Annotated in this window: 26 protein-coding genes; 18 read left to right on the top strand and 8 right to left on the bottom strand. The window is 45.7% G+C overall.

Features of this window, described 5'->3' with window-relative positions:
- Positions 1-4 precede the first annotated feature (4 nt).
- The 7 genes from FXO21_RS15690 to FXO21_RS15660 all read left to right on the top strand — a co-directional run bounded on the left by FXO21_RS15690 (position 5) and on the right by FXO21_RS15660 (position 8167).
- Positions 5-1027 carry a TatD family hydrolase gene (locus tag FXO21_RS15690; RefSeq protein WP_149640959.1) on the top strand — a complete coding sequence of 341 codons (1023 nt, stop codon included), beginning with the start codon at positions 5-7 and terminating at the stop codon, positions 1025-1027.
- Position 1028: 1 nt separating this feature from the next.
- Positions 1029-1898: a UbiA-like protein EboC gene (eboC, locus tag FXO21_RS15685; RefSeq protein WP_149640958.1), complete on the top strand. Its 870-nt coding sequence runs from the start codon at positions 1029-1031 to the stop codon at positions 1896-1898.
- A gap of 40 nt (positions 1899-1938) precedes the next feature.
- Positions 1939-3099, top strand: a complete 1161-nt coding sequence (locus FXO21_RS15680; RefSeq protein ID WP_149640957.1) for a 3-dehydroquinate synthase — start codon at positions 1939-1941, stop codon at positions 3097-3099.
- The gene (gene eboE / locus FXO21_RS15675; RefSeq protein WP_149640956.1) at positions 3099-4301 is read left to right on the top strand and encodes a metabolite traffic protein EboE; all 1203 of its coding nucleotides are present in this window, start codon (positions 3099-3101) and stop codon (positions 4299-4301) included. The genes FXO21_RS15680 and eboE overlap by 1 nt, the downstream gene beginning before the upstream one ends.
- Complete coding sequence (locus tag FXO21_RS15670) at positions 4294-5658, top strand: alkaline phosphatase family protein (protein WP_149640955.1); 1365 nt, start codon at positions 4294-4296, stop codon at positions 5656-5658. Before eboE ends, FXO21_RS15670 begins: the two co-directional genes overlap by 8 nt.
- Positions 5659-5723: 65 nt before the next feature.
- A complete protein-coding gene (locus tag FXO21_RS15665; protein ID WP_149640954.1) occupies positions 5724-6902 on the top strand; it encodes a PQQ-dependent sugar dehydrogenase in 1179 nt (392 codons plus the stop codon).
- A 14-nt stretch (positions 6903-6916) separates the two neighbouring features.
- The gene (locus tag FXO21_RS15660) at positions 6917-8167 is read left to right on the top strand and encodes a saccharopine dehydrogenase family protein (RefSeq protein WP_225865912.1); all 1251 of its coding nucleotides are present in this window, start codon (positions 6917-6919) and stop codon (positions 8165-8167) included.
- A gap of 54 nt (positions 8168-8221) precedes the next feature.
- On the opposite strand, the gene folB is transcribed toward FXO21_RS15660, so the two are convergent.
- The 3 genes from folB to FXO21_RS15645 all read right to left on the bottom strand — a co-directional run bounded on the left by folB (position 8222) and on the right by FXO21_RS15645 (position 10619).
- A complete protein-coding gene (gene folB, locus FXO21_RS15655) occupies positions 8222-8572 on the bottom strand; it encodes a dihydroneopterin aldolase (RefSeq protein ID WP_149640952.1) in 351 nt (116 codons plus the stop codon).
- A gap of 6 nt (positions 8573-8578) precedes the next feature.
- A complete protein-coding gene (locus tag FXO21_RS15650; RefSeq protein WP_149640951.1) occupies positions 8579-9613 on the bottom strand; it encodes a DivIVA domain-containing protein in 1035 nt (344 codons plus the stop codon).
- 103 nt (positions 9614-9716) lie between these two features.
- Complete coding sequence (locus FXO21_RS15645; RefSeq protein ID WP_149640950.1) at positions 9717-10619, bottom strand: WD40 repeat domain-containing protein; 903 nt, start codon at positions 10617-10619, stop codon at positions 9717-9719.
- 253 nt (positions 10620-10872) lie between these two features.
- On the opposite strand from FXO21_RS15645, the gene FXO21_RS15640 reads away from it, so the two are divergent.
- Positions 10873-11502 (top strand): 4'-phosphopantetheinyl transferase family protein, encoded by a 630-nt coding sequence (locus FXO21_RS15640; protein ID WP_149640949.1) that lies wholly within the window; start codon positions 10873-10875, stop codon positions 11500-11502.
- A gap of 1 nt (position 11503) precedes the next feature.
- On the opposite strand, the gene FXO21_RS15635 is transcribed toward FXO21_RS15640, so the two are convergent.
- A complete protein-coding gene (locus FXO21_RS15635; RefSeq protein WP_149640948.1) occupies positions 11504-12352 on the bottom strand; it encodes a transglutaminase-like domain-containing protein in 849 nt (282 codons plus the stop codon).
- Between the two features lie 214 nt (positions 12353-12566).
- On the opposite strand from FXO21_RS15635, the gene galE reads away from it, so the two are divergent.
- From galE to FXO21_RS15600, 7 genes are read left to right on the top strand one after another with little or no spacing between them, the layout of a single operon-like run.
- The gene (galE, locus tag FXO21_RS15630) at positions 12567-13580 is read left to right on the top strand and encodes a UDP-glucose 4-epimerase GalE (protein WP_149640947.1); all 1014 of its coding nucleotides are present in this window, start codon (positions 12567-12569) and stop codon (positions 13578-13580) included.
- A complete protein-coding gene (gene rfbB / locus FXO21_RS15625; protein ID WP_149640946.1) occupies positions 13581-14636 on the top strand; it encodes a dTDP-glucose 4,6-dehydratase in 1056 nt (351 codons plus the stop codon).
- Positions 14637-14678: 42 nt separating this feature from the next.
- The gene (gene rfbA / locus FXO21_RS15620; RefSeq protein ID WP_149640945.1) at positions 14679-15545 is read left to right on the top strand and encodes a glucose-1-phosphate thymidylyltransferase RfbA; all 867 of its coding nucleotides are present in this window, start codon (positions 14679-14681) and stop codon (positions 15543-15545) included.
- A gap of 33 nt (positions 15546-15578) precedes the next feature.
- Positions 15579-16220, top strand: coding sequence for an O-methyltransferase (locus FXO21_RS15615; RefSeq protein ID WP_149640944.1), 642 nt, complete (start codon positions 15579-15581; stop codon positions 16218-16220).
- Between the two features lie 30 nt (positions 16221-16250).
- Positions 16251-18710, top strand: coding sequence for a LysM peptidoglycan-binding domain-containing protein (locus tag FXO21_RS15610; RefSeq protein ID WP_149640943.1), 2460 nt, complete (start codon positions 16251-16253; stop codon positions 18708-18710).
- 10 nt (positions 18711-18720) lie between these two features.
- A complete protein-coding gene (locus FXO21_RS15605; protein WP_149640942.1) occupies positions 18721-19311 on the top strand; it encodes a DUF3109 family protein in 591 nt (196 codons plus the stop codon).
- Positions 19298-19630, top strand: a complete 333-nt coding sequence (locus FXO21_RS15600) for an MGMT family protein (RefSeq protein ID WP_149640941.1) — start codon at positions 19298-19300, stop codon at positions 19628-19630. The genes FXO21_RS15605 and FXO21_RS15600 overlap by 14 nt, the downstream gene beginning before the upstream one ends.
- 49 nt (positions 19631-19679) lie before the next feature.
- Here FXO21_RS15600 and FXO21_RS15595 read toward each other — a convergent pair whose 3' ends face one another.
- The 3 genes from FXO21_RS15595 to FXO21_RS15585 form a co-directional block, all read right to left on the bottom strand.
- On the bottom strand, positions 19680-20075 hold the full coding sequence (locus tag FXO21_RS15595) for a hypothetical protein (RefSeq protein ID WP_149640940.1): 396 nt from the start codon (positions 20073-20075) through the stop codon (positions 19680-19682).
- 239 nt (positions 20076-20314) lie between these two features.
- Entirely contained in the window at positions 20315-20893 is a 579-nt protein-coding gene (locus tag FXO21_RS15590; RefSeq protein WP_149640939.1) for a Cif family virulence factor, read from the bottom strand.
- Between the two features lie 177 nt (positions 20894-21070).
- Positions 21071-22546, bottom strand: a complete 1476-nt coding sequence (locus FXO21_RS15585; RefSeq protein ID WP_149640938.1) for a sodium:solute symporter — start codon at positions 22544-22546, stop codon at positions 21071-21073.
- A gap of 106 nt (positions 22547-22652) precedes the next feature.
- On the opposite strand from FXO21_RS15585, the gene FXO21_RS15580 reads away from it, so the two are divergent.
- The 3 genes from FXO21_RS15580 (at position 22653) to FXO21_RS15570 (ending at position 24363) form a co-directional block, all read left to right on the top strand.
- The gene (locus tag FXO21_RS15580) at positions 22653-22928 is read left to right on the top strand and encodes an ATP-dependent Clp protease adaptor ClpS (RefSeq protein ID WP_149640937.1); all 276 of its coding nucleotides are present in this window, start codon (positions 22653-22655) and stop codon (positions 22926-22928) included.
- An 83-nt stretch (positions 22929-23011) separates the two neighbouring features.
- Positions 23012-23626, top strand: coding sequence for a recombination mediator RecR (gene recR, locus FXO21_RS15575; protein WP_149640936.1), 615 nt, complete (start codon positions 23012-23014; stop codon positions 23624-23626).
- A 26-nt stretch (positions 23627-23652) separates the two neighbouring features.
- Positions 23653-24363: a superoxide dismutase gene (locus FXO21_RS15570; protein WP_149640935.1), complete on the top strand. Its 711-nt coding sequence runs from the start codon at positions 23653-23655 to the stop codon at positions 24361-24363.
- Positions 24364-24480: 117 nt separating this feature from the next.
- Here the strand turns inward: FXO21_RS15570 and FXO21_RS15565 are convergent, their stop codons facing one another.
- Positions 24481-25824, bottom strand: coding sequence for a tetratricopeptide repeat protein (locus FXO21_RS15565; RefSeq protein WP_225865705.1), 1344 nt, complete (start codon positions 25822-25824; stop codon positions 24481-24483).
- Positions 25825-25924 lie beyond the last annotated feature (100 nt).

The following is a 25924-nucleotide window of genomic DNA, read 5'->3' as shown; positions in this document are numbered from 1 at the left end:
AACTATGTGCTTAAACCCAAACGAAACCGCGCCAAACCCTTCCCACTTTGAAGAAAGTGAAGAAACCGCCGCTGCGCACCGCGATATAGCCTGGAACGATTACCGAGACCTGATCAAGGGAATGCGATTTTTCGATCCGCATATTCACATGGTTTCGCGCACTACCGACGATTACCAGGCAATGCACCAGGCGGGCATTGTGGCGCTGATCGAGCCTGCTTTTTGGGTGGGCCAGCCGCGTACCGGACTTTCCAGCTTCAAAGATTATTACAGCAGTCTGGTAGGCTGGGAAAGGTTCCGCTCTTCGCAGTTTGGTATCAAACATTATTGCACGATGGGCCTCAACTCCCGGGAAGCCAATAATGAGCCGCTGGCTGAGCAGGTAATGGAAATTTTACCATTATATATATACAAAGAAGGAGTTGTGGGTGTGGGTGAAATTGGTTTTGACGACCAGACACCCGCCGAGGAGAAATATTACAGACTACAACTGGAATTGGCCAAAGAAGCAAAGCTACCGGTCCAGATCCATACACCGCACCGGGACAAAAAGAAAGGTACAGAGCGCAGTATGGCGATCGCGATTGAACATGGTATCGACCCTTCGTGGGTGATTGTGGACCATAATAATGAAGAAACCGTGAAGAGTGTGCTGGACAAAGGCTTCTGGGCAGCGTTTACGATTTATCCGTTTACAAAAATGGGTAATGAAAGAATGGTGAAGGTAGTGGAACAATATGGGCCTGAACGCATTATGATTAATTCGGCTGCCGACTGGGGTATTTCAGATCCGCTGGCAATTCCTAAAACGGCTGCATTGATGAAGATGAAAGGAATTTCCGATGAAACGATCCGGCTGGTAACTTACCAGAATGCGATAGATGCATTTGGCAAAAGCGGCCAGATCGATGTGACCGATTTTGAAGGAGGTTATGAAATTGACCAGAGCGCGAAATTCCACGGAAACAGCATTTTGAGGGGCGGACAGCAGCCAGCTCCTGTTAAAGACTCCCTAGTGATCCGTTAAAGTGAGCACCATCAAACCTTATCTTCAGCTAACCCGCCCTGCCAATCTCGTGACAGCCATCGCCGATATACTGGCCGGTCTGGCGATCGCACAATTTACATTTTCCGACTTTTCACCAGCCTGGCTGGTCATTTCCACGCTCGGACTTTACGGTGGAGGTGTGGTGATGAATGATGTTTTCGACGCAAAACTGGATAGTATCGAGCGGCCCGAGAGACCTATTCCAAGCGGGAAGGTACCTTTAAGATCTGCAGCTTTACTGGGTATTTCGCTGCTGTTTCTGGGTATTCTGGCGGCGGCATTATTTAGTTTCCAAAGTGGCATGATCGCGATCATCGTGGCGATGCTCACGATACTATATAATCGTATTGCCAAACACCACGGATTTTTTGGTCCGCTCGTGATGGGTATGTGCCGCGGCGGTAATCTGATATTGGGCATGAGCGTTTTGCCCGAATCCTTTGAAAAATACGCCTGGATCGCTTTGCTGCCTATTGCCTACATTTTTGCGATCACAATGATCAGTCAGGATGAAGTGCACGGCGGCAAAAAACGCACTTTATACATTGCTGCATTGCTTTACACGATTGTACTGGCTGCACAGCTGACCATTTCGAGCCGGGAAGGAACTCATTTATTTACGCTTCCATTTGTTTTGCTGCACGCCTGGCTGATCGGCCGGCCGCTGTGGAATGCCATGCAAAATCCAATCGGCCCGCTGATTGGGAAAGCAGTTAAAGCCGGGGTAATATCCCTGATCGTAATGAATGCCTCCTGGTGCGTTGCCTTCGGGTTACTGCCGCTGGGAATCGCGGTTCTGGCACTGTTACCATTGTCAATGCTGCTGGCGAAGGTTTTCGCCGTAACTTAGTATTAAAAATAACCCTATTCTGCATTTCATGCCGTTTTCGATGCAAACCATACAACAGCAATTCAAAATAGAATACAATTATGCTGTGTTCTTTACGCAGCATTTATTTGACCCTGCCAATACAATACTCAGAGATTTTTTTGACCAATATACCGAGCAGGGCTTTCAGAGGAGGGCGCTGGTAATCGTAGACGAAGGTTTTGCCAAATTCCATCCGTCACTTTCCGGTGAAATCAGCGCGTACTTTGCGCAATCGGTACCGCATATTCAGCTCGCGGCTGAAATCATCACAGTACCCGGCGGCGAGGCTTGTAAAAACGACCCTGCCCTGTTCGAGCGTCTCGTAAGTGCCGTTGACGTACACGGTATCGACCGGCATTCATTTATCATCGCGATTGGCGGTGGCGCTGTGCTGGATCTGGTCGGTTACGCAGCCGCGGTTTCGCACAGAGGTATCAAGCTGATCCGCATTCCAACTACCGTACTGGCCCAAAATGATTCAGGGGTTGGTGTTAAGAACAGTATCAATTTTAAGGGAAAGAAAAATTTCCTTGGCACGTTCGCACCGCCAGTGGCTGTATTTAATGACTTAACATTTTTAAGAACACTCGACGACCGTGACTGGCGCGGCGGATTGGCCGAAGCTATCAAAGTCGCATTGATCAAGGATACTGCATTTTTTGAATGGATCGAGGCGCACGCAGATGCACTGGCGGGCCGCGATGAAGAAGCGATGGCCTACCTGATCCACCGCTGCGCAGAAATGCACACAGACCATATTGCCGGCGGCGATCCGTTTGAATTCGGCTCTTCACGGCCACTGGATTTTGGGCACTGGGCGGCGCACAAACTGGAATATCTGACTGATTTTCAAGTTCGTCACGGAGAAGCAGTTGCTATTGGTATTGCCCTGGACTGTGTGTATGCGGTCAAAATCGGCAAGCTGCCGGAAGATGATCTCACTCGTATTCTGGACGTTCTGACTAAGCTTGGGTTTGACTTATATCACAGCAAGCTGGCAGAAAACGATAAGATCAACCTCCGTAATGGTTTACATGAATTCAGAGAGCACCTGGGCGGCAGGTTGACAATTATGCTGCTGGAAAAAATCGGAAAAGGCGTGGAAGTACACGAGCTCGACGCCGATATTATCGCACAATCTGTTGATTATCTGGAAAGCTCAAAAATCATCCACGCATAATGATCACTCCTTACGGACACCTGACCTATTGCAGTAATATCCACCCCGGCGAAAAATGGGCCGACCACTTTCAGTCGTTGCGTGAAAACCTGCCATTTATAAAACAACAACTTTCACCCGACCAACCTTTTGGCCTTGGATTAAGGGTAGCAAACGAAGCCTCCATTGAGCTGAGTAAACCCGCGGTTTTGGCTGTATTCAAAAGCTGGCTTGCTGAAAACGATATATATGTATTCGTGATCAATGGATTTCCTTACGGCGGGTTTCACAATGTGGTCGTAAAAGACGATGTACACGCGCCGGATTGGACTACGATCGACCGGCTTGAATATACAATCAGATTATTTGAGATACTCGCTCAACTATTGCCCGACGGCATGCACGGAGGAGTTTCGACTCCCCCTCTCTCTTACCGTTTTTGGTGGGAAACCGAAGGCGACAAGGAAAAAGCAACCGAGCGCGCCACTTCGCATATTCTGGAACTGCTTGATAAACTGATCAGTATCGAAAAGGAAACAGGGAAATACCTGCACCTGGATATTGAGCCGGAGCCGGACGGAATACTGGATAATACCAGTGATTTTGTAAAATGGTATAAAGAAACTTTAATCCTCAGAGGCGAAGAATACCTCGGCGCAAAATATGGTTATACGGACCAGCAAGCTACCGACGCAATTTTGCGACACATTCAGCTTTGCTATGACATTTGTCACGCGGCTGTCGGCTACGAAGACCCGCAGGAGATATTGGATTCGCTGAATAAGGTAGGTATCAAAGTCGGCCGCATTCAGGTAAGTTCTGCCTTGAAGGTCAATTTCAATAGTGACGCTGGTATCAAACTGAAAGCGATCGAGACTTTTGACGAGCCGGTGTATCTGCACCAGGTGGTTTCGCGGAATGCCGATCATACAAAAAATCACTATCCTGACCTCAAAGAGGCACTTGCAGCCTGGGATGAAAACCAGCAGGAATGGCGCGTGCATTTTCACGTTCCGCTTTTTGTAAATAATTACGGCGTGCTGGAATCGACTCAGTCCGATATCATCAAAACCCTCAACATCCACCGGGAAAACCAGTTTTCGAGTTATATGGAGGTTGAAACCTACACCTGGGGCGTTTTACCGGAAGATATGCAGAAACCCATCGGCGAGTCTATTGTGCGGGAGCTGGAATGGGTGAAGAAAATTTTAAGTTATGAATAAAACAGTAGTCATAGATATAGTCGGGCTGAGTGTCAATCTGATCGGAGAACATACGCCATTTCTTTCCAAATACGTTAAAAAACGCGCGCTGACACCCATTAAGCCCGTTTTACCCGCCGTAACCACTACTTCCCAGAGTACGTACATTACGGGAAAGTGGCCGGCTGAAAACGGAATTGTAGGTAACGGCTGGTACGATCGCGAAGATTCAGAGATCAAATTCTGGAAACAATCCAACAAGCTGGTAAAAGGTGAAAAAATTTGGGACGCGGCGAAAAAGCTAGACCCAAATTTCACCTGCGCTAAAATGTTCTGGTGGTACAATATGTATTCAACCGCTGACTTTTCCGTAACCCCGCGCCCGCAGTACCATGCCGATGGAGTAAAAGCGCCCGACTGTTACGCATATCCGCCAGAAATGCGCGACGAACTGCAAAAAGAACTTGGTCAGTTCCCGCTATTCAATTTTTGGGGACCGAATGCAAATATTAAATCCACCAAATGGATCGCCGACTCTTCGATGTGGGTGGAGCGGAAGCATAATCCCACACTTACACTCATATACCTCCCGCATTTAGACTATTGCCTCCAAAAGTTCGGCCCTGATTTTTCAAAAATCAGTAAAGAGCTCGGCGAGATCGATACCGTTGTGGAAGAACTGGTTACGTTTTACGAATCGAGGAATGCGAAGGTGATTTTACTTTCTGAATACGGCATTAACCCCGTTAGTAACCCGATTCATATTAACAGAATTCTGCGCAACGAAGGTGTGATTTCTGTGCGGACTGAAAGGTGGTACGAGTTGCTGGATGCGGGTATTTCAAAAGCATTCGCCACTGCGGATCACCAGATTGCGCACGTTTATTTTAATGACGAATCTGTGAAGGAACGCATTACCCAGGTGTTGCGCCAGACGCCCGGCATAGATCTGGTATTGGACCGGGAGCAGCAAAAAGCATATCACATCGATCACGAGCGAGCCGGAGATCTGGTATTGGTCGCAAGGCCCGACAGCTGGTTTACCTATTACTACTGGCTCGATGACGCCAAGGCACCGGATTACGCACATCTGGTAGATATTCACAGAAAGCCGGGCTACGATCCGGTTGAGATGTTTATGGACCCGAAAAATCCATTGATCAAGCTGCGCGCAGGATATAAATTGGCGCGTAAACTGATGGGTTTCAGATATTTAATGGATGTAATTCCACTTGATGCTACATTGGTAAAAGGCTCGCACGGTAGCCCCAATGTTCCGAAAGAATATTTCCCGATCTGCGTGACCGACTCGCCACTTGAAAAAACTGAAATAGAGGCGGTTGATGTGTACGATATAATCTGGAAGCATTTGATTTAAAGCGGTTTTTAAAAACAAAAGCATTCATCGTGACGTTGACTTAACAAACTTCAACGTCACGAACTATGAAACTTCAATTCACCTACGGCTTCTCGCTGGCTTTTCTCATTCTTGCGTGCTCTTCTAAAGACACTGATATACCCGAAGTTCCCGAGATACCTGTCGACGGTATTACCTCAGCCGAAGCATTTCCTTCTCTCAAATTTGATTCTCCCGTCGAACTCGTGCAGGCTCCCGGCGACAGCTCGCACTTTTATGTGATTGAACAGGAGGGCACGATCCGGACTTTTGAGAACACCTCAAATGCTTCCAGCGCACCCGTTTTTCTGGATATCACGAGCAAAGTAACTTCCGGCGGCGAGCGTGGCTTGCTTGGCCTAGCTTTTCACCCGAATTATAAAACGAATGGTTTCGTGTTCGTCAATTATACTGCCGGCAATCCATTGAAAACCGTAATCGCCCGGTACAAAGCGAACCCGACCAACAACCTGGCTGACCCCGCCAGCGAAGTAGTATTATTTACTTTTAACCAGCCTTACAGCAATCACAATGGCGGTTCGATGCAGTTTGGCAAAGATGGTCTGCTCTATATTGCAACTGGTGACGGCGGCAGCGGCGGCGATCCGCAGAATAACGCGCAAAACCTTCAAAGCCTTTTGGGTAAAATATTGCGGGTAGATGTAAATGCCACTACCAAAGGAAATTATGGCATTCCTGCTGATAATCCTTTCGTTTCAAATGCTCAGAACGCGCTTCCTGAAATCTACGCTTACGGACTGCGAAATCCATGGCGGATCAGTTTTGATATGGAAAACACGAGATTGTTTGCCGGCGATGTGGGTCAAAATGAAAGGGAGGAAATTGATATTATCGTCAAAGGCGGTAACTACGGCTGGCGGCTGAAAGAAGGTACCGATTGCTTCAATCCAGCCTCCAACTGTGCAGGCGAAAACCTGATCGAGCCGATCCATGATTATGTACAGGGCAACGGCGACCGCTCTATTACAGGTGGTTATGTGTACCGCGGGAAAGCTATTGCGAGTCTGGCGGGTAAATATATTTACGGCGACTATGTGAGCGGCAAAATCTGGGCACTTGCATTGGAAGGTGATAAGAAAAAGGAAAATACCTTGATTCTTGAAAACCAGGGTTCAATCTCTTCCTTTGGTCAGGATTTAAACGGGGAGGTATACTTTTTGAATCACAGTGACGGAAAAGTAATGAAGCTGGTTAACGGTAAATAAGTTGAAAAACTGGCCTGTCATTTTATCTTTGCCGGAAATTTAAAAATATAGAAATGTCCAAAGTCCTAATAATTGGTGCGGGAGGTGTAGGAAGCGTGGTAGCGCACAAATGTGCAATGAACAGCCAGGTTTTCACTGAGATTTTACTGGCCAGCCGCACAAAAGCGAAATGCGATAAAATTGCCGCCGAGATCCAGGAAATGCACGGCGTAACCATTGAGACTGCGCAGGTTGACGCCGATATCGTCGCCGAAACCGTGCTGTTGATTAAACGCTTTCAGCCCAAGCTATTGATCAATGTAGCTTTGCCCTACCAGGATCTGACGATCATGGAAGCTTGTCTGGCAACCGGCGTACATTACCTGGATACAGCCAATTATGAGCCCAAAGACGTTGCCAAATTTGAATACAGCTGGCAGTGGGCTTATCAGGAAAGATTTAAAGAAGCGGGTTTAATGGCCGTTTTGGGTTGCGGCTTCGATCCGGGTGTGACGCAGGTTTTTACCGCTTATGCCAACAAGCACCACTTTGATGAAATGCATTACCTGGATATTATCGATTGCAACGCAGGCGACCACGGAAAAGCATTTGCTACGAACTTCAATCCGGAGATCAATATCCGGGAAATCACTCAGCCGGGGCGTTACTGGGAAAACGGCGAGTGGGTTGAGATCCCTGCGATGTCTATTCACAAGCCCATCGAATATCCCGGAATCGGGCCGAAAGAAAGCTACGTGCTTTACCATGAAGAACTGGAATCCCTGGTAAAAAACTTTCCTACCCTTAAACGTGCACGTTTCTGGATGACTTTCGGACAAGCTTACATCACGCATTTAAATGTGCTTGAAAATGTAGGAATGACGAGCATTAAGCCGATCAAATTCCAGGGAATGGACATCGTGCCGCTTGAATTTCTGAAAGCAGTATTGCCGGCTCCTGATTCTTTGGGCGAAAATTATTCGGGCCAGACTTCAATTGGCTGCCAGATCAAGGGAATTGAAAACGGCGAAGAAAAAACATATTATGTCTGGAACAACTGCGACCATGCTGAATGCTACCGCGAAGTGCGTGCACAGGCTGTGAGTTATACAACCGGAGTTCCAGCAATGATCGGAGCCATGCTGATGCTGACCAATGAAGAATGGATGAAACCGGGTGTCTATAATGTAGAAGAACTCAACCCCGATCCGTTCATGGACCTGCTTAACCAGCATGGACTGCCGTGGAACGAGCGGATAAATGTGACGCTTCCGCACGAATACTAACAATCGATAAAAAGAGAAACGCGGCCGAAAGCCGCGTTTCTCTTTTTATCAAAATTAGCCTTCCATCGTAATAGTGGCCCTCGTACAAACCCCACCTACCGGCGGATTAAACTTAGAAACACGGACCTTGATATTCGCTACCAGCGGGTAATGCTCCCTTATTTTATCAATTACATTGAAGCCGATGTGTTCCAGTAACTTGGCAGGCTCTTTCATTACTTTCGAGGCGATCTGGTAAATTGTCTCGTAATTCACCGTTTCGCTTAACTTGTCTTCCTGCGCCGCCTTAAAGAAATCGGTAGTGATCGTGATGTCGAGCGCATATTTATTGCCAATCCTTTGTTCCTCGGGATAATATCCGTGGTAAGCAAAAAATTCAAGTCCTTCCAGGCTGATTGTTCCCAAGGTGGATTAGATTTGATCGAAGAATGAGCCGCCGCCTGTCTTCTTAGGCTGATTAGTTTCACGCGGTCTGTTAATTGCCGGAGAGGTATCCCTCGCTCTTTCTGCTGACTTATGCATTTCAGCGAGCGCCTCGTTCGCCTCATCGGCCGCACTCCGCGCAGTTTCCCTCGGTCTGTTATACGCTACTTCTTCTCTAACCGGTTCGGGCTCCTCAATTGCATTCAATTCTTCTTCCTCAAAATCTGCGGCCGGAACCACGTCGTTTTCTTCATCTTCAACCGCTGCAACAGGCTCTGGTTCGGGCTCGCTGGCCACCGCCTCAGGCTCTTGGGTTACCTCAAACACAACATCCGGCTTGTCGTCCTGCATGATCACGCTCACCTCTTCTTCGGTGTGATCCTCTTCCTGATCGACTTCCATTTCAACGGGTTTAGGCGGAGCCTGGTAAATCCCTTTTTGAGGAATAGCAATTTCGGAAATATGTTGTTTGATTTCCTCCATCTTGTTCAAAACAGATTCCTTATCGTATTTCTGTTCAAAACGCTCCACTGTATCTATCGTATTATTAGCCAGCGAAGTCAGCTGTACAACCAGGTTATCCCTGAAGTTTTCAATGGCTTTAAAGTCGCGCTCCTGTCTTTTGACTTCCGATGCAAACTCCTCCTTGAATTCGCGTAATTTATCCTCTGTTTCGCGTATAATCTGGTTGGTTCTTGCCTCGGCCTCCGTTACCAGATCATTAGCCGTCGTTTTCGATTCTTCAATGCGTTTTTCTGCGAGTTCGTTGGCTTCTTTCTCGATAAGCTTACTGGTATCCTCGGCAGCTTTTAATGTGCGGAATAGCGTTGATTCAATGTCTTTAAGCTTACTAAGTTCTTTTTCAGCATATTCAAGCTGCATTTTCAGCAGACTATTTTCGCTGGAAAACCGCTCCCATTCCTGAGACAATGAGTTCAGAAAAGCATCAACTTCGTCCGGGTCGTAACCTCTGAAAATCTTCTCAAAAGTATGCTTGCGTATCTCTATCGCGGATATTTTCATGATGCATTCAAAGTATGTTACTTAGATAAAAACAGTCGTGTAAGTTAAAGATATATGCGTCATTTTTCAAAGTATTTACCAATAATACCATATTATAAGTATGCTATTCTGCTACTTCCCAGACCGAAATCATACGGTCGTCGCTGCATGATATTAATTGATTTTCAAAGGTTGTCCAGAGGAGTTTATTGACCGAAGTTCCATGTCCGGCGTGACGCGCCCGGTCGATGATTTTTTTCAGTCTGAACGTTGCAGCATCCCAGACTTTCACCGACTTATCCATGCTGCAAGTGGCAAAAAATTTCCGGTCGGGACTGAATGCGATGTCGTTGATCGCATACATGTGCGCGGGGATGTCGGTCACGATCCCATAAGCATCATTTACATCCCAGATTTTCAAGTGCGCATCGCGGCCGGTTGTGAACAGGTGATTGTAGTCCGGTGAATACTTAACGGAAAAGACGGAGTTAGCATGTGAAGTGATCGTTTTTTTTAAAGTAAATCCATCCAGATCGAAAATATGAACGTTGGAATCGCTGTCGCCTGCAGCGAATTCATTGGTGACTGGATTAATCGCGATCGAGCGGACACTTTTGGCGGCAACCTTAATATGCTTACGAATTGAAAAGGTAACAAGATCCATCACGACGATCACGCCGTCGCCTAATGCGATCAATGCATTGTTATCTGATATCTTAATATCAAATATCGCCGCAGCGGTAATTTTCGATGTTTTTTCGATCTTATTATTGACCGTATCCAGGACCTGTATCCCCTCATAGTTCTGCCCGATCCACAGCGACTTATCTGCAGGGTTCAGCGCAAGCGCGTATACCGAAGCCCCGGCCCTGGCTACCAGTTTTCCGAGATCCGGCTTATTTAAGTCCCATTGAATTACAAACCCGTCCCCGCCCGCAGAGTAGAATCCGTGAGTAGTATGATCTGAAATAATTGTATAAACACTGTCCCTATGACCGGAAAAAGTATCTATTTTGCGAATGTTCATTGTTATGAGCTTTTAGCTTTTAGCTTTTAGGTATTAGTTGTTGGAATTAACTCCGGGTTTCAAGTAACTCGGAAAGAGCAGAAGCCTGACTTCATGAATTTATTTTAAGAATTAAGCCTTTATTTTGCAATTCAAGCTGTAACCATTTCCATCCAATAACTAATGGAGCTAAACTAAAAGCCAATAGCTAAAAGCTAAATGCCAATAGCTACCAGCTAAAAACCAGCTCCATTCCGATTTAAACAGAATAACTATGCCGCTCGTTCATTCCGAAAGGATCGGGGAAACTTGCACCCTGCTATTATGGAAACTGACCGAAACGGAATCGGAGCTTCGTGAAAACCTTGGCGGCGGGTTCAATGCCGAAGAGTTGAACAACATCTCCCACCCACAGAAAATCCGCGAGTGGCTGGCCAGCAGAATGCTCATTAAAACGCTCGTCGAGCAATTTGGAATTGCTTATGCGGGTTTGCACAAAGACCAGCATGGAAAGGCTTTTCTGGTAAACAACGATTCACACATTTCTATCACGCACACATTTGAATATGTAGCCGTGGCTATCAATCCAGTCGCTGCAGTAGGAATTGATATGGAAAAAAGTGATCCCAAACTGCAGCGCACTGCAAATAAATACCTTTCTGTCAGCGAGTTTGAACACGCTGATAACGAGCTTTCGCGCCTGAGCGTGTACTGGTGTGCCAAAGAGGCGCTTTATAAAATGTACGGCAAAAAAAAGATCAGCTTCAAAGAATCTATTTTCATATTTCCTTTCCCGGCCGAAAACGAAATGGTGAGCGGGAAACTCACAGATGAAGATCTAATTCTCGACTCAAATATCCATGTCAGATGGTTTGACGGGCATTGCCTCGCCATCGCCCTGTGACTTAGTTATCCTCCATATCATCGAGCGTAGATTTCAGGATCTTCTCGATCTCCCTGATCTTGTCCTGCTCACTCGTTTTTTCGTAAGACAAAATCAGATTGCGAAGTACGCGCTGCACGATTTCAAGGTTGGTGCAGGGCTGATAAAATATCTCCTTCGATTTAATATTGAGTTGCGCGATATAATGGTCGATATCCGTTTTTGAAAAAATGATACCCCTGTTGAATACATTGATGTAAAACTGGGTATTGTCATTTTTATAAGTGAGGACGAAAAGATTAGGAAGATTTACCCCGTAAACAGGCAATCCCAATTTTCTTGCGACCAGCAAATAGATCACGCAAAGTGTGATCGGGTTACCACGCCGGCTTTCCAGAACCACATTGATCATCGAATTGGAAGGAGAATGAAAATTTTTGGTGTTAGCCGCAAAATTCATCGTCCCAAAAAACAGACTATTAATTCGTTTGATCTGATCTACCGCATTCATCTCCTCCTGAAACTGTATCCAGATATCGTAATAAAGCTGTTCGATTGTGGCTTTCAGCTTTTCGATAGACAGGTCGGGATAGTGGTAAGTTGCGATGATCCACATTCCTTCCAGGAGATCGAGCGCACCGCCGTTTTTCCAGGCCTGTAACCGTTCAATCATGATGCTGAGCTGCAGCTCGTGGATCAGTTCTTCTATTTTCCGCTGCACAATGGGATTGAAGCTTTCCTCCCACTCATTCTCCAAAAAAGGTATAACATTCCCCCCCAATGACAGAATTTTTTCCTCAACGTGCTGACTCACTTCATGATCTTCATCATCAAGCAAGGATATCAGTGCTTTGATTTCTTTCTTGTTCATTTTCCTCAAAATCTGCATTTTACTACCAACGGATAAATAAAAACATTTTTTTTTTATGGAAGTCAAATTTTCTACTTTTGCCCGGGAAAAAATTACGCCCCCTTACAGTCATTCTTGATAGTTATCATATCCTAAATTCCTTTGTATTGCATAATTTGAGGCATTTGGGCAGGCATTTAGTTCACGATATTCTTTAAAAATTGAGATTTTGGGCATGAAGATTCTTGTTACCGGAGGAGCCGGGTTCATAGGCTCCCACACTGTTGTTGAATTGGACAAAGCAGGGTTTGAACCCGTCATCATAGATAATCTGTACAATTCAAATCGGGATGTTCTCGAAGGTATAAAGCAAATTTCCGGCAAGGATTTTCCTTTTTATGAGATTGACTGTAATGATTCAGAGAAAATACGCGAGCTGTTTGCAAAGGAGCGTTTTGACGGAGTAATCCATTTTGCAGCTTATAAAGCAGTGGGGGAATCGGTAGAAAAGCCGCTTAATTACTACGAAAACAACCTGATATCTTTAATGGTCCTGTTAAGGGCAATGGCGGAATTTAATGTACCAAATTTCGTATTCTCTTCTTCCTGTACAGTTTACGGCCAGCCCGACGCAATTCCGGTTACTGAATCTACCCCACGAAAACCGGCCAATTCGCCTTACGGAAATACCAAGGCAATCGGTGAAGATATTATCCGCGACTTCATATATGCAAAGCCTGGCGTAAAGGCAATATCCCTCCGTTACTTTAATCCGATCGGAGCCCACGAATCTTCACTTATCGGGGAGCTTCCCAACGGCGTGCCAAGTAACCTGGTACCTTTTATTACCCAAACAGCCGCAGGCCTCCGCAAATCCCTCACCGTTTTCGGGAGCGACTACGACACCTCCGATGGTACCTGTATCCGCGATTTCATCCACGTGGTTGATCTTGCAAAAGCGCACGTAAAAGCGCTGGAGCTCCTGAATTCAGAAAGCCCTGATTACTACGATGTTTTCAATGTAGGAACAGGCGAAGGGTATACGGTATTGGAATTGATCAACACTTTCGAGCAGGTAAACGGCCTAAAACTAAACTATACGATCGGGCCGCGCCGTGAGGGGGATATTGAGAAAATTTACGCTCAGTCGGATAAAGTAAATAATGTGATGAAATGGCGTGCCGAGAAAACCATGGCCGAAGCACTTCGCGACGCCTGGAACTGGCAATTAAAAATAACAGCTGAATAAATGAAAAAGATCTTGATCACAGGTGGTGCCGGTTTTATCGGCTCTCACGTTGTACGCCGCTTTGTAACTTCACATCCGGATTATCATATATTCAATCTGGATGCGCTGACATACGCAGGAAACCTTGAAAACCTCCGCGATATTGAGAATGCACCTAATTATACATTTGTAAAAGGAGATATTGTCGACGCCGATTTCATTGAAAAGCTTTTTAGCGAAAATGACTTTTACGGCGTGATACATCTGGCTGCTGAAAGTCACGTAGACAGGTCGATTTCTGACCCGATGTCATTTGTGATGACCAATGTGGTTGGAACTGTAAATCTGCTGAACTCTGCAAAAAAAGCATGGAAGGATGACCTCGCCAACCACCGCTTCTACCACGTATCGACGGATGAAGTCTACGGCGAACTGCATGATCCTGGCACTTTCTTTGTTGAAACAACCAGTTACGACCCGCGGTCGCCTTATTCGGCTTCCAAAGCGTCGTCGGACCATTTTGTGAGGGCTTACCATAACACTTACAAGCTTCCTGTTGTCATTTCGAATTGCTCCAATAATTACGGACCGAACCATTTCCCGGAAAAGCTGATACCGCTGATGATCCACAATATCATTCAGAAAAAACCGCTTCCGGTATATGGAAAAGGGGAAAATATCCGGGACTGGCTTTTTGTAGAAGATCACGCAAGAGCGATCGATGTAATTTTTCATGATGGCCTGAATGGCGAAACCTATAACATCGGCGGGCACAACGAATGGAAAAACATTGATCTTGTACTGCTGCTGTGCGCTATTATGGACAAAAAACTGGGCCGTGAGGCGGGAGAGACAGAAAAGCAGATCACCTACGTTACCGATCGTGCCGGTCACGACCTGCGTTATGCGATCGACGCAACGAAGCTCTCGAACGAGCTGGGTTGGAAACCCTCACTTCAATTTGCCGAAGGTCTGGAGAGAACGGTAGACTGGTATCTTCAGAATGAGGAATGGCTGAATAATGTAACTTCGGGCTCATATCAGAAATATTACAGCGAAATGTATTCGGACAGATAGTCCAAAGGAAGATATTCATCGTTCCACAAAGAATTAAAATTTATGAAAGGCATTATATTGGCCGGCGGTTCCGGAACAAGATTGCATCCATTGACACTGGCGGTGAGCAAACAGCTTATGCCTGTTTACGACAAGCCGATGATTTACTACCCCCTCTCCATCTTAATGCTGGCGGGAATACGGGAAATACTAATCATTTCAACACCGCACGATCTGCCGCATTTCGAAAAGTTGCTGGGCGACGGAAGCAGGCTGGGATGCGAGTTCACCTATGCCGTACAGCCAAGCCCGGACGGACTTGCACAGGCGTTTATTATCGGGGAAGAGTTTATAGGGGATGATAAAGTTGCACTGATATTAGGAGATAACATTTTCTACGGTTCAGGACTATCTCATTTGCTGCAATCCAACAACGATCCTGATGGCGGTGTGATTTTCGCATATCAGGTACATGACCCGGAACGTTATGGCGTTGTGGAATTTGACAAATCAAATAATGTGCTGTCGATCGAGGAAAAACCTGTTACGCCCAAATCAAACTACGCAGTACCGGGTTTATACTTTTACGATAATGATGTCGTAGAGATTGCGAAAACAATACCACCTTCCCCGCGCGGAGAACTTGAAATTACAGACGTTAACCGGGTATACCTTGAACGTGGCAAATTAAAAGTAGGTGTACTCAACAGAGGAACCGCCTGGCTCGATACTGGTACTTTCCAGTCCTTGATGCAGGCCGGGCAGTTTGTCCAGGTTATTGAGGAGCGTCAGGGCTTAAAGGTGGGTTGCATTGAGGAGATCGCTTACAGAATGGGCTTTATTAATGCAGAGCAATTACATGAAATCGCCAAGCCACTCGTTAAAAGTGGATATGGTACCTATCTTGAACGCATTATCGCAAACGGCTGAAAAGCCGGTATTGCTTTTGTCCGGACGATATAAATGAAGTTTTTGGCAGAGGAAATAGAGGAGTATTCCGTGCTGCATACGGAAAATGAGAGTGAATTGCTGAGGTCTTTGAATCGCGAGACCCACGCCAACATTCTCAACCCTCGCATGCTCTCAGGACATTTACAGGGCCGGTTTTTATCCATGATTTCCAGAATGATCAGGCCCGACCGGATATTGGAAATAGGCACTTATACCGGATACTCTGCTTTGTGTCTGTGTGAAGGATTAAGGCCTGCGGGCAAAATCATCACTATTGATATCAACGAAGAGCTCGAAACCTTTACCCGCAATTTCTTTAACAGCACCGCTTTCTCCGCCTCCATCAAATATATCATCGGGAATGCTATGGACATTGTGCCGGAGCTTCAAGAAACCTTTGACCTCGTTTTCATTGATGCGGATAAAATTAACTATTCATCTTATTTTAATCTTTGTCTTGAAAAGGTCAGAAGCGGCGGTTTTATCATCGCCGACAATGTACTTTGGAGCGGCAAAGTAATTCAGCCGGGCGTTAAGATAGACAAAGACACCCAGGCCTTACTGGACTTTAACAAAATGGTCCAGGAAGACAGCCGCGTTTCTAATGTTCTGCTCCCAATCCGGGACGGATTAATGATACTTCAGAAAATTTAAGCACACCAGTAAGCCACTTACCAATTATTTATGGCCAGAACTTTCATTAACAACATCAAGTACCTAACAATCGCGTTGCTTCTGTCGCTAACTGCGACAAATGTAGTTTTTGCCCAGGGCATACCGGAAATTCCAACCAGTGTCTCTTTTGGCGGAATAACCGTCAAATTCGACAGAAATGCGCAAAATCTCATCGAAGAAGATGTTAAGAGCCTGATGGGCAATAAAAAGTTTTGGGAGGAAAAAATGGACCGGGCAATACTTTATTTCCCGATTGTGGAAGGGATATTAATGGACGAAGAGGTACCTATTGATTTCAAATACCTTGCAGTCCAGGAAAGCTCTTTCCGCCCGGATGTCGTATCTACTTCGAATGCAGTCGGCTACTGGCAGTTCAAACCGGAAACCGCCCGCGAGCTGAACCTAAGAGTTGACGATACGATCGACGAGCGAAAAAATATCAGCGCATCCACGCACGCAGCGGCCTGGTACCTTAAAAAGAATAATCAGCAGTTCAACAACTGGGTTACTACGCTTTACTCCTATTATCAGGGTGCCGGCGGTGTAAAGAAGATCATTCCCGCAAGCTGGGCTTATGCCAGAGAAGTGACGCTGACATCGAAGACAGATCGTTATATGCTCCGTTTTTTTGCGCATAAAATTGCGTTGGAAGCAGGCATAGAGCGCTACAAATCTCCGAATACATTTATACTGATGGAATCGGACTTCGGTAAAGGCAAAACGCTTGACGAAGTCGCAGGCTCCCTGGGTATTGCTTCTGCAGAGCTCAAGAATTATAACAGGTGGCTGGTTGATGGTGAAATACCTTCAGACCGTGAATATCTTCTCACTATCCCTGTACCGGTTGCACAGGTGGCTGCTGTTCGGGAGAAATTATCTTTGCCTCCGCAGCAAACCGCAGTTGCTTCTGTATATGAAGACACCGGTTATCCGGTCCTGAAAAGAACCTCTCCACCATCTCAAAACCCTGCTTTTTACGAAATTAATGGGTTGAAAGGCATCGAGGCTTCTGCTGGCTCCAAGCCAAGAGCGCTTGCAAAATCCGGTGGACTAAAAATGCCTAAGTTCATGCGGTACAACGATATGCAGGCTGAGATGCCGCTTATTCCCGGAAAAGTTTACTACCTCGCACGCAAGCATAAAAAAGCGTCGACGCCCTTCCATACAGCCCGGCCGGGAGATACCTGGCACAGCGTATCCCAGCAGTACGGCGTACGTCTGGTAAATCTCTTGAAATACAACCGCACTACCAGCCGCAACTACCCTATTGAAACCGGGCAGGTATTGTTCCTCACCAAGAAACGTCCTAGAAAACAACCGATCGAGATCATTGCGCCGCCGCAGGCAACTCCTCCGGCCAAGAAAGACTCTGTAATTGCGGTTGTAACTGAAAAAGCACCAGCAACGGCAGCCAATACAATTCCCGAAAAACCGTCCGGCCGGAAAAAGTATACACCTGTGCTCGTCGAAAAAACAGACGTACCTGCTCCTACTGAAACCAGAGCAGCTGAGCCGATAACCTCCAAACCTGCACCCGCCGCGACAGCCCCGGCTGTTGCGACCACTGAATCCGTCGATGCCGCGAAAAAACCGGCCATGCAGGAAAATGATGAACGAGTTGTGATCATTACTCAAGACGGTGCAGATGGATCTTTCAAAGCTGCAGAGGAAGAGCGCCCCGTTGCAAAAGCCGGTTCACCTTCCAAAGTGATTACCCCGAATGAAACCCGGAGCACCGCTTCAACCTCCGTATATGCCCGTCAGAAGGCCGCTGCCGAAGAACGCGCCGCGAAGGAAAGCGCTTCCAGAGATGCAGCCCGATCCGGTGCAGAAGCCAGGACGCATACTGTCGTTTCGGGAGATACCTATTTCGGTATCGCAGGCAAATACAACCTTTCATTGCATGAGCTATTGGAACTGAACAATATCAGCAGCAGAACCCGCCTCAGTGCAGGGCAAAAACTGATTGTGAGCAAAACGGGTAAAGAAACGGTTGCTAGCGCAGAGCCCGTGGCAACAAAAGCTGTTCCGGAAAAAATAGCTGTAACCCGCACTGCACCTGCCGAATCTTTCAGGACTCCCGAGGAAATCAAAGAGGAAACGAGACGTTCTGCAAATCCCGAAAGCGAATTTCATATGGTCGAGGGCGGCCAAACATATTACAGCATTTCCAAAGCATATGGCCTTTCTATCAAAGAACTCCTGGAATTGAATAATCTGGACGACTCTGACAGATTAAAATCCGGCCAGAGATTGAGAGTGAAACGCGAAGCAGGTAATGCTGCGGCAGACGATCGCATCAACCAAAATATTGGTGGAGCTGCTCAGACACACACAGTGATGGCCGGCGAGACGCTGTTCCGGATCGCTCAAACTTACCGCACCAACGTTGATGATATTAAGAGATTAAACAATATGTCGGGAAACAGCGTTATGGTGGGACAAAAGCTTAAAATACCCCAGCAATAGCAAAAAGAATATGATTTTAATAGACCACACCTGCATCAGTGACGATATTGAAGACCAGCTCTTTGTCTGTAACCTTGACAAATGCAAAGGTGCCTGCTGTGTAGAAGGAGATTCGGGTGCTCCGCTTGACGAAGAGGAAGTGGCGGTACTAAGCGAAATTTATCCGATGGTCGAACCATATCTTTCTGAAGAAGGTAAAAAAGCAATTGCCGAACAGGGTACTTCTACTAAAGACTGGGATGGAGATCATGTTACTCCGATCATTAACGGCCGAGAATGTGCGTACGCTATTTATGATCAGAGAGGTATATTGAAATGTGGTATTGAGGCTGCTTATCTGGATGGTAAGATCGGTTATAAAAAACCGATTTCCTGTCACTTATATCCGATTAGAGTCACTAAGTACGACGAATTTCATGCGCTTAACTATGATCGCTGGTCTATTTGCAGTCCTGCTTGTGACTTCGGCAAACAATTAGGCGTACCTGTTTACCAATTTTTGAAAGAACCTCTGATCCGCGCATATGGGACTGAATGGTACGGTCAGCTAAGCCGAGAGATCGATGAACGTCAGCAAGCAAGAGCAAATGAAAAAGGGTAATGCTTTTTTCAATGATGTGTATGATGTAGTGCGTCAGGTACCGGCCGGCCGGGCTACTTCCTATGGTGCAATTGCCAAATATCTAGGTAATAAAAGAGGCGCGAGAATAGTGGGCTGGGCAATGGGCAACAGTTACACGCAATCGGACATCCCCGCTCACCGCGTTGTAAATAGCCAGGGCGAACTTACCGCCAGGGCCCTTTTCGAAACACCGACGTCCATGCAGGAAAAACTGGAGCATGAAGGAATTACGGTTATGAACCATAGAATTCAGAACTGGAAAGAACGCTTCTGGGATCCAGAGAAAGAGTTATTATAACAAAAATCCCGGACAGGCCGGGATTTTTGCATTCATGGTGGGTCTTGAATTACTGCAGGGAAATCTCCTTTTCGACATTGCTTTCTATCTGCAATTCCTTCACCAGCTTATTTTTCCTATTCCGCAGCTCGAAAAAGTAAGTTCCGTCACGCATTTCGTCAAGGTTAAATACCCGGCGGTACTTGGAATTGACTTCGTCGAAAATTTCAGAGTAATAGACATTTCCGGCTTTATCTTTTACCACAACCCTGATCCTGTCGTTCGGATCTTTGTTGACTGCTAATCTGACCTTGTTTGTATTGGAGATTTTATACAGACCAGCATCAAAGGATATTGCATTGGCTTCCTTGCCTTCCAGGTTTTTCTTTTTGTCAGTTGTAAATGATGCAAGTGACAAAGTAAGCGCAACAGCGCAGAACAGGTTTGAAACGATTGAAATTTTCATGGCTAATAGCTATTTAAAGTTAGATCCATACATCTGCATGGTTGACCTATAACTAAAAAAGCATGTGCCACTATTTAAAAACACAGTGCCAAGCTCACACTTGGCACCACATATACTACTGATTATCAAATAATTGAAAATAATTTTGTCTGCTAAAATAAAACGTCTCAACCTACCTGCTGCTGTTCGTTACCGAACAGCCAATTTAAAAGCGAACGTTTCGAAAGGTTACAGCAAATCTAGATTTTATTTTTTCCCCTGCTTTCATTTGCAATCTTTTTGATCATCGGAAGCCGGCTCGCAGGGATTGGATGTTTGTAGTCCCAAAAGGCTGAAACACAAACGATTTTCCACTGTCCGTCGATCTTTTCAACCAATCTGACCTCTTTACTATGATGAAAGTTTTTCTCCTGCTTGTCACTATTAAACTGGTCCCAGGTCAGATAGGCCACATCGTCATCAAAAAACTTGAATTTCATATTTTTTCGTTCCACAATAGGGTGGCTGGAAACCGGCTCGGGATTATCCGCAATATATTTGCCTATTTGTTTGTTAATGTCCTCCCACCCGACATTTGAATCGAAGGTACCGTCGTCGTTACTCCACGCCTGGAATGCATAGTCGGTTTGTGCATAATTCGATTTCCAGGCATCATAGTCTCTCGCAAAAAAGGATTTTGTCTCGTTTTCGATTACTTCGGTGATGGCTTTCTTATCCCTTTCCTGATTGGCTTCGCGGGCAGCTTCCTCTTCTTTGGCTTTGTCAGTGCAGGAAATGCACAATAAAAACCCCGATAAAATGAATGACAGCGCTTTCATGTTTTAAAAGTTTAGATTGTTAAAAAATGATTCAACCCAATCTTTCATTTAACATCCATCAGATCACGCTACTCCTACATTATTATCATAAAGTTAATATTATTTTGCAAATAATCAAGAATATGCAGAGATTAAGTAACCGGGAGAAGGCAATAAGACTATTAGCAGAAACCCGCCTTATTTTCCAGATATAAAGGCTTCCCTGCTTTTTCCTTTGTTGTCGTAAAGTAGCCAGAGGCCGACGAAAGTGATCAGTCCATTAATGATGAGCCTTTCGAAGCCAAATTTGTACCCGTTAAACCATTCGGCGGAGTGATCGTTGATAATATATGTCAATATCGGAGCGAGAATACAAACCAACGGCACCCAACGATCTTTCACTGGCCTTTTGAGGAAAGCCCCGAACGCAAAAAGTCCGAGCAGCGGGCCGTATGTATAGCCCGCCAGGTCGAAAACAGCAGTGATGACTTCCTTACTGTTCAATCGGTTGAAAATCAGGATCACCAGATAAAATATGACCGAAAACATGATATGGACCCAGAACTTGATCGAAGACCTCTTTTCCTCCGGTCTTTTTTCTATTTCCATGAAATCGATACAAAAAGCGGTGGTTAATGCCGTCAGGGCCGAATCGGAACTGGCGTAGGTGGCAGCAGTGATACCAAGGAGGAAAGTGATTCCAACCAGTAAACCGAGATGGTTCAGCGCGAGCATCGGATAGAAATCATCTGTTCGCGCAGTCACCGGAATCCCTTGCGCTTCCGCATATACGTAAAGTAATGCACCCAGGGAGAGGAACAGGAAATTAACTATTACCAAAACCACGGTAAACCAGAACATGTTTTTTTGCGCCTCGCCGATGTTCTTGCAGGTAAGGTTTTTCTGCATCAGATCCTGATCCAGACCAGTCATAACAATCGCGATAAATACGCCTGCAAAAAATTGCTTGAAAAAGTTCTTCGGATCGTTGGTATCCCAGTAAAAGATTTGGGAATATTTACTAGAATCTACTGCGGACCAAATATCTCCTATTCCTTTGAGGTTCAGCTCCCTGGAAACCAAAACGATCGTAAGGATAACCGCCGTGATCAGAAAAAAAGTCTGAAGCGTATCCGTCACGATAATCGTTTTCACCCCACCTTTAAAAGTGTAGATCCAGATCAGAAAAATCGTAATCGCGACGGCGACTTCAAATGGAACACCGAGTGGTTTGAAAAGCGCCAGCTGAAGAACCTGGGCAGCAACATACAACCTTACCGCGGAACCGATTGTTCGCGATAAAAGGAAAAAGCCCGAACCGGTTTTGTAAGACCAAAAGCCAAACCGCTGTTCGAGATAAGAATAGATTGAGATCAGATTCAGACGATAATAGAGTGGCATCAGCACGGTACCGATCACCAGATAACCCAAAATATAGCCAATAACCACCTGAAAATAGGAAAACTGAATATTGGCAACTGCGCCGGGAACGGAAATGAATGTTACCCCTGAAAGCGAAGTCCCGATCATCCCAAAAGCTACCAGGTACCAGGGCGACTGGCGGTTTGCCGTAAAAAAAGTATTTGTATCCGCTCCTCTGGAAGTGTAAATCGAGACTGTAATCAGCATTCCGAAATAGACTATCAGGATGATCAGCGAGATGTAGGGATTCATTAAAAAGCGAGATTTGGATGAGTGGAGTGACTTATTAAAAGGCGCGGAACTTCTAATAATCTGCGTTTTTAATTAGATTTGCTAATCAAACAGAAATTTGGTTGTTATGCAAGCGCTGACAGAAACAGACGTAGAAATTCTGGAAGAAACGGTTGTCACCGACATTAAAAAGCTAGTTATTTATAATGACGATGTAAACACTTTCGACTGGGTAATAGATACTTTGGTAGAAGTATGCGGACACACCAGCGAGCAAGCTGAACAATGTACGATCATCATTCACTATAAGGGGAAGTGCTCGGTTAAGGAGGGTGCATTTGATGAACTCACCGGTATGCGGAACGAGATTTGCCGGAGAGGTATTTCAGCTGAAATACATTAACCAGTCAATTCTTGCGACACTAAAGTTCTTCCGGAATAATCATTTCAGAGATTATTCTTTCATCCATCATCCTTTGAATTCTTATGAATTATCCCTCACGCCTGATAGAGGATGCTGTAAATGAAATCTCCCGACTTCCCGGAATTGGCAAAAAGACCGCACTGCGGCTGGCATTACATTTGCTTAAGAGAGAAGAAGAGCAGGCAAGATCCCTCTCGGAGGCAATTGTGAATATGCGTACCAAAACAACTTACTGTGTCAAATGTCATAATATTGCGGATGAAATGTACTGTAATATTTGTGCAAACAGTAAGCGGGATCAGTCTACGATTTGCGTGGTAGTGGATACCCGGGACGTACTTGCAATTGAATCCACAAATCAATACAAAGGCCTCTATCATGTACTCGGAGGCATTATTTCTCCATTGGAAGGTATTGGACCATCTGATCTGTATATAGATTCGCTGATCCAAAGAGTTGAAAAACCGATGAATGATGACCCGGTTCAGGAGATCATCCTGGCGTTGAGCCCCACAATGGAGGGCGATACCACTGCATTTTATTTGCAAAAAAAACTCAGACCGACGGGGGTTAAGATAAGTACCATTGCCCGCGGCGTACCCATTGGCGGAGACCTCGAATATGCCGATGAAATTACGCTGGGCCGAAGTATCATAAGTCGAGTGGCTTATGATTGATTTAATAACAATTTCAATGCATCGTTATGAATAGGACAGACTTTTTGCGAACACTCGCTGGCGGCACGATCGCCGCAGGAGCATTTGCTAACCAGACCTTTGCCGGAGATTCCAACACAATCATTGCAGAAACCGCGCCATTTAAGCAAGCGCCACTTCCTTACGATTTCGGGGCGTTAGAGCCGAGCATCGATAAAACTACAATGGAAATCCATTACGGTAAGCATCATGCAGCGTATGTAAAAAATCTGAACGATGCAGTGAAAGGTACTGAATTTGAGAAAAAATCGCTGGAAGAAATCATTAAATCGGTAGGTAAAGCGCCTGCTGCAATCCGCAATAATGGAGGCGGACATTGGAACCATACTTTTTTCTGGGAAGTAATGGGACCAAAAAAATCAGCTGGTCCCACAGGCGCGGTTGCCGATGCGATCAATGGACAATTTGGCTCCCTGGACAAGTTTAAGGAAGAGTTTGGCAAAGCAGCAAGTACGAGATTCGGCTCTGGCTGGGCCTGGCTTGTCGCGAAAGGCGGAAAACTTTCGGTTGGCTCTACCCCAAATCAGGACAACCCGTTAATGGACGTTTCGGAATTAAAAGGTACCCCTATTTTGGGTTTAGATGTTTGGGAACATGCCTATTACCTGCACTATCAAAACAAAAGACCGGATTATATTAAAGCATTCTGGGATGTTGTTAACTGGGAAAAAGTAGCAGCGAATCTTAAAAAAGCTTAGAAGAACGGAGGAAGGAGGAAAGGGACGAAGGAGGAAGGGATAGCGAAGTTCTTACTTCCTTCCTTTATTCCCCTTAGTCTCTTTCCTTCCTCTATTCCTCTTTCCTGCCCTTGTTTCTCAATTACAATAAGAAGCGATCACCTTGTAGGCTTGCTGATAACCCAGCTCCCCCGCTTTGCTCAGATCCAGGCAGCCTTCATTTACTTCACCGAGACTGTTTTTCAAAATGCCACGCAGGTAATAAGCTTCCGGATAGTCAGAGCGGAGTTTGATCGAGCTGCTGAAGTCCAGCACTGCTCCCATCTGATCGCCGCTTGCGGATCTAACCATCGCGCGGGAAAAGTATGCGCTCGAATACGTAGGATTTAATTCTACGGCAGTTGTGAGGTCTTGCAATGCACTTTTAGTCTCCCCCACTTTGGCCTTATTCAATCCCCTGATATAATATGCTTCCGCACGCTCATTGGTCAGATTGTCTATCTTAATCGTCTGATGGACCTGGTCGCGAAGCTCGTCCAGCTTGTCTCTATTTATTTTACCAGCGTATGCAATCTTCTTAGGATCACCTACATAAGTGTTTTTCAGCTCAATGGATTTCGTCAGGTCGGCGATTGCGCCTCGCTGATCATTCAACTTTCCTTTTGCAAAACCCCTTCCATAGTACGCAACATAGTTCTCTGCGTCAAGCTGTATCGTTTTGTCGAAATCAATGATCGCTCCTGTGAAATCTTCCAGTTTATTTTTGGCAAAACCCCGGTTGGAATAGAGTTCGCTATCATTTGGACTCAGCTCAATGGCCCGGGTAAAGTCAGCACTCGCTCCCTGATAGTCGCCCAGTTGCAACTTCGCAATTCCACGGCCGGCATAAGCGCCTGTTCTTTTCGGACTTAGTTCAATTACCCTGGTAAAATCGGCCAGGCTTCCTGCATACTCCTGCAAATCCTGCTTACAGTTTCCCCTAGCATAAAGTGCGGCCAGCTCGTCGGGATTAAGCGCCAAAGCCTGATCGAGGTCTGCCAATGCATGCCTGTGATTTTTGAGTTTCGCATAGCTGACACCGCGGTTATAGTAACTTTTAGGCTCCTCCGGATTGATTTCAATCGCTTTTGTATAGTCTTCAATCGCTGCCCGAAAATCGTCCTGGAGACTCTTGCTAACACCTCTGCTCTGGTAATACAGGGGTTCCCTGGGATTCAGCTCTATTGCCCGATCGTAATCAAGAATTGCACCTCTATGGTCTTTGAGATTGGCTTTTGCAAGTCCCCGGTTGAAGAAGCTCGGTGCGTGCTCCGGGCTCATTGCAATAACCGACGAAAAAGCCTGTAAGGCGCCGTTGAAGTCTCCGGTTCCGGCTTTTGTATTTCCTTCTTCAAAAAATTCGGCGGCTGAACGCTGGGCTAGGATGGGATCAGAAAAAGTAAGCGCAATAAAAAACGCAATGCCAGATACTAAGACTTTCATGAATGTAAATCTTTTCCTCAAATCAGATATTTTTTCAATTATTCTATAAAAGTATTCAAATTCCTTCTCTGCATCAAAAAAACAAATACCCTTATTTTCC

The sequence above is a fragment of the Dyadobacter sp. UC 10 genome, assembly GCF_008369915.1.
Taxonomy (GTDB): domain Bacteria; phylum Bacteroidota; class Bacteroidia; order Cytophagales; family Spirosomataceae; genus Dyadobacter.
The sequence above is the reverse complement of the archived record's forward strand: the minus strand, read 5'-3'. Positions and strand labels throughout refer to the sequence as shown.

Coding starts and splice junctions, on each gene's coding strand:
- FXO21_RS15690 (WP_149640959.1), top strand. CDS start 5: ATGTGCTTAAACCCAAACGAAACCGCGCCAAACCCTTCCCACTTTGAA.
- FXO21_RS15680 (WP_149640957.1), top strand. CDS start 1,939: ATGCAAACCATACAACAGCAATTCAAAATAGAATACAATTATGCTGTG.
- eboE (WP_149640956.1), top strand. CDS start 3,099: ATGATCACTCCTTACGGACACCTGACCTATTGCAGTAATATCCACCCC.
- FXO21_RS15670 (WP_149640955.1), top strand. CDS start 4,294: ATGAATAAAACAGTAGTCATAGATATAGTCGGGCTGAGTGTCAATCTG.
- FXO21_RS15665 (WP_149640954.1), top strand. CDS start 5,724: ATGAAACTTCAATTCACCTACGGCTTCTCGCTGGCTTTTCTCATTCTT.
- FXO21_RS15650 (WP_149640951.1), bottom strand. CDS start 9,613: ATGAAAATATCCGCGATAGAGATACGCAAGCATACTTTTGAGAAGATT.
- FXO21_RS15645 (WP_149640950.1), bottom strand. CDS start 10,619: ATGAACATTCGCAAAATAGATACTTTTTCCGGTCATAGGGACAGTGTT.
- FXO21_RS15640 (WP_149640949.1), top strand. CDS start 10,873: ATGCCGCTCGTTCATTCCGAAAGGATCGGGGAAACTTGCACCCTGCTA.
- FXO21_RS15635 (WP_149640948.1), bottom strand. CDS start 12,352: ATGAACAAGAAAGAAATCAAAGCACTGATATCCTTGCTTGATGATGAA.
- galE (WP_149640947.1), top strand. CDS start 12,567: ATGAAGATTCTTGTTACCGGAGGAGCCGGGTTCATAGGCTCCCACACT.
- rfbB (WP_149640946.1), top strand. CDS start 13,581: ATGAAAAAGATCTTGATCACAGGTGGTGCCGGTTTTATCGGCTCTCAC.
- rfbA (WP_149640945.1), top strand. CDS start 14,679: ATGAAAGGCATTATATTGGCCGGCGGTTCCGGAACAAGATTGCATCCA.
- FXO21_RS15615 (WP_149640944.1), top strand. CDS start 15,579: ATGAAGTTTTTGGCAGAGGAAATAGAGGAGTATTCCGTGCTGCATACG.
- FXO21_RS15610 (WP_149640943.1), top strand. CDS start 16,251: ATGGCCAGAACTTTCATTAACAACATCAAGTACCTAACAATCGCGTTG.
- FXO21_RS15605 (WP_149640942.1), top strand. CDS start 18,721: ATGATTTTAATAGACCACACCTGCATCAGTGACGATATTGAAGACCAG.
- FXO21_RS15600 (WP_149640941.1), top strand. CDS start 19,298: ATGAAAAAGGGTAATGCTTTTTTCAATGATGTGTATGATGTAGTGCGT.
- FXO21_RS15595 (WP_149640940.1), bottom strand. CDS start 20,075: ATGAAAATTTCAATCGTTTCAAACCTGTTCTGCGCTGTTGCGCTTACT.
- FXO21_RS15590 (WP_149640939.1), bottom strand. CDS start 20,893: ATGAAAGCGCTGTCATTCATTTTATCGGGGTTTTTATTGTGCATTTCC.
- FXO21_RS15585 (WP_149640938.1), bottom strand. CDS start 22,546: ATGAATCCCTACATCTCGCTGATCATCCTGATAGTCTATTTCGGAATG.
- FXO21_RS15580 (WP_149640937.1), top strand. CDS start 22,653: ATGCAAGCGCTGACAGAAACAGACGTAGAAATTCTGGAAGAAACGGTT.
- recR (WP_149640936.1), top strand. CDS start 23,012: ATGAATTATCCCTCACGCCTGATAGAGGATGCTGTAAATGAAATCTCC.
- FXO21_RS15570 (WP_149640935.1), top strand. CDS start 23,653: ATGAATAGGACAGACTTTTTGCGAACACTCGCTGGCGGCACGATCGCC.
- FXO21_RS15565 (WP_225865705.1), bottom strand. CDS start 25,824: ATGAAAGTCTTAGTATCTGGCATTGCGTTTTTTATTGCGCTTACTTTT.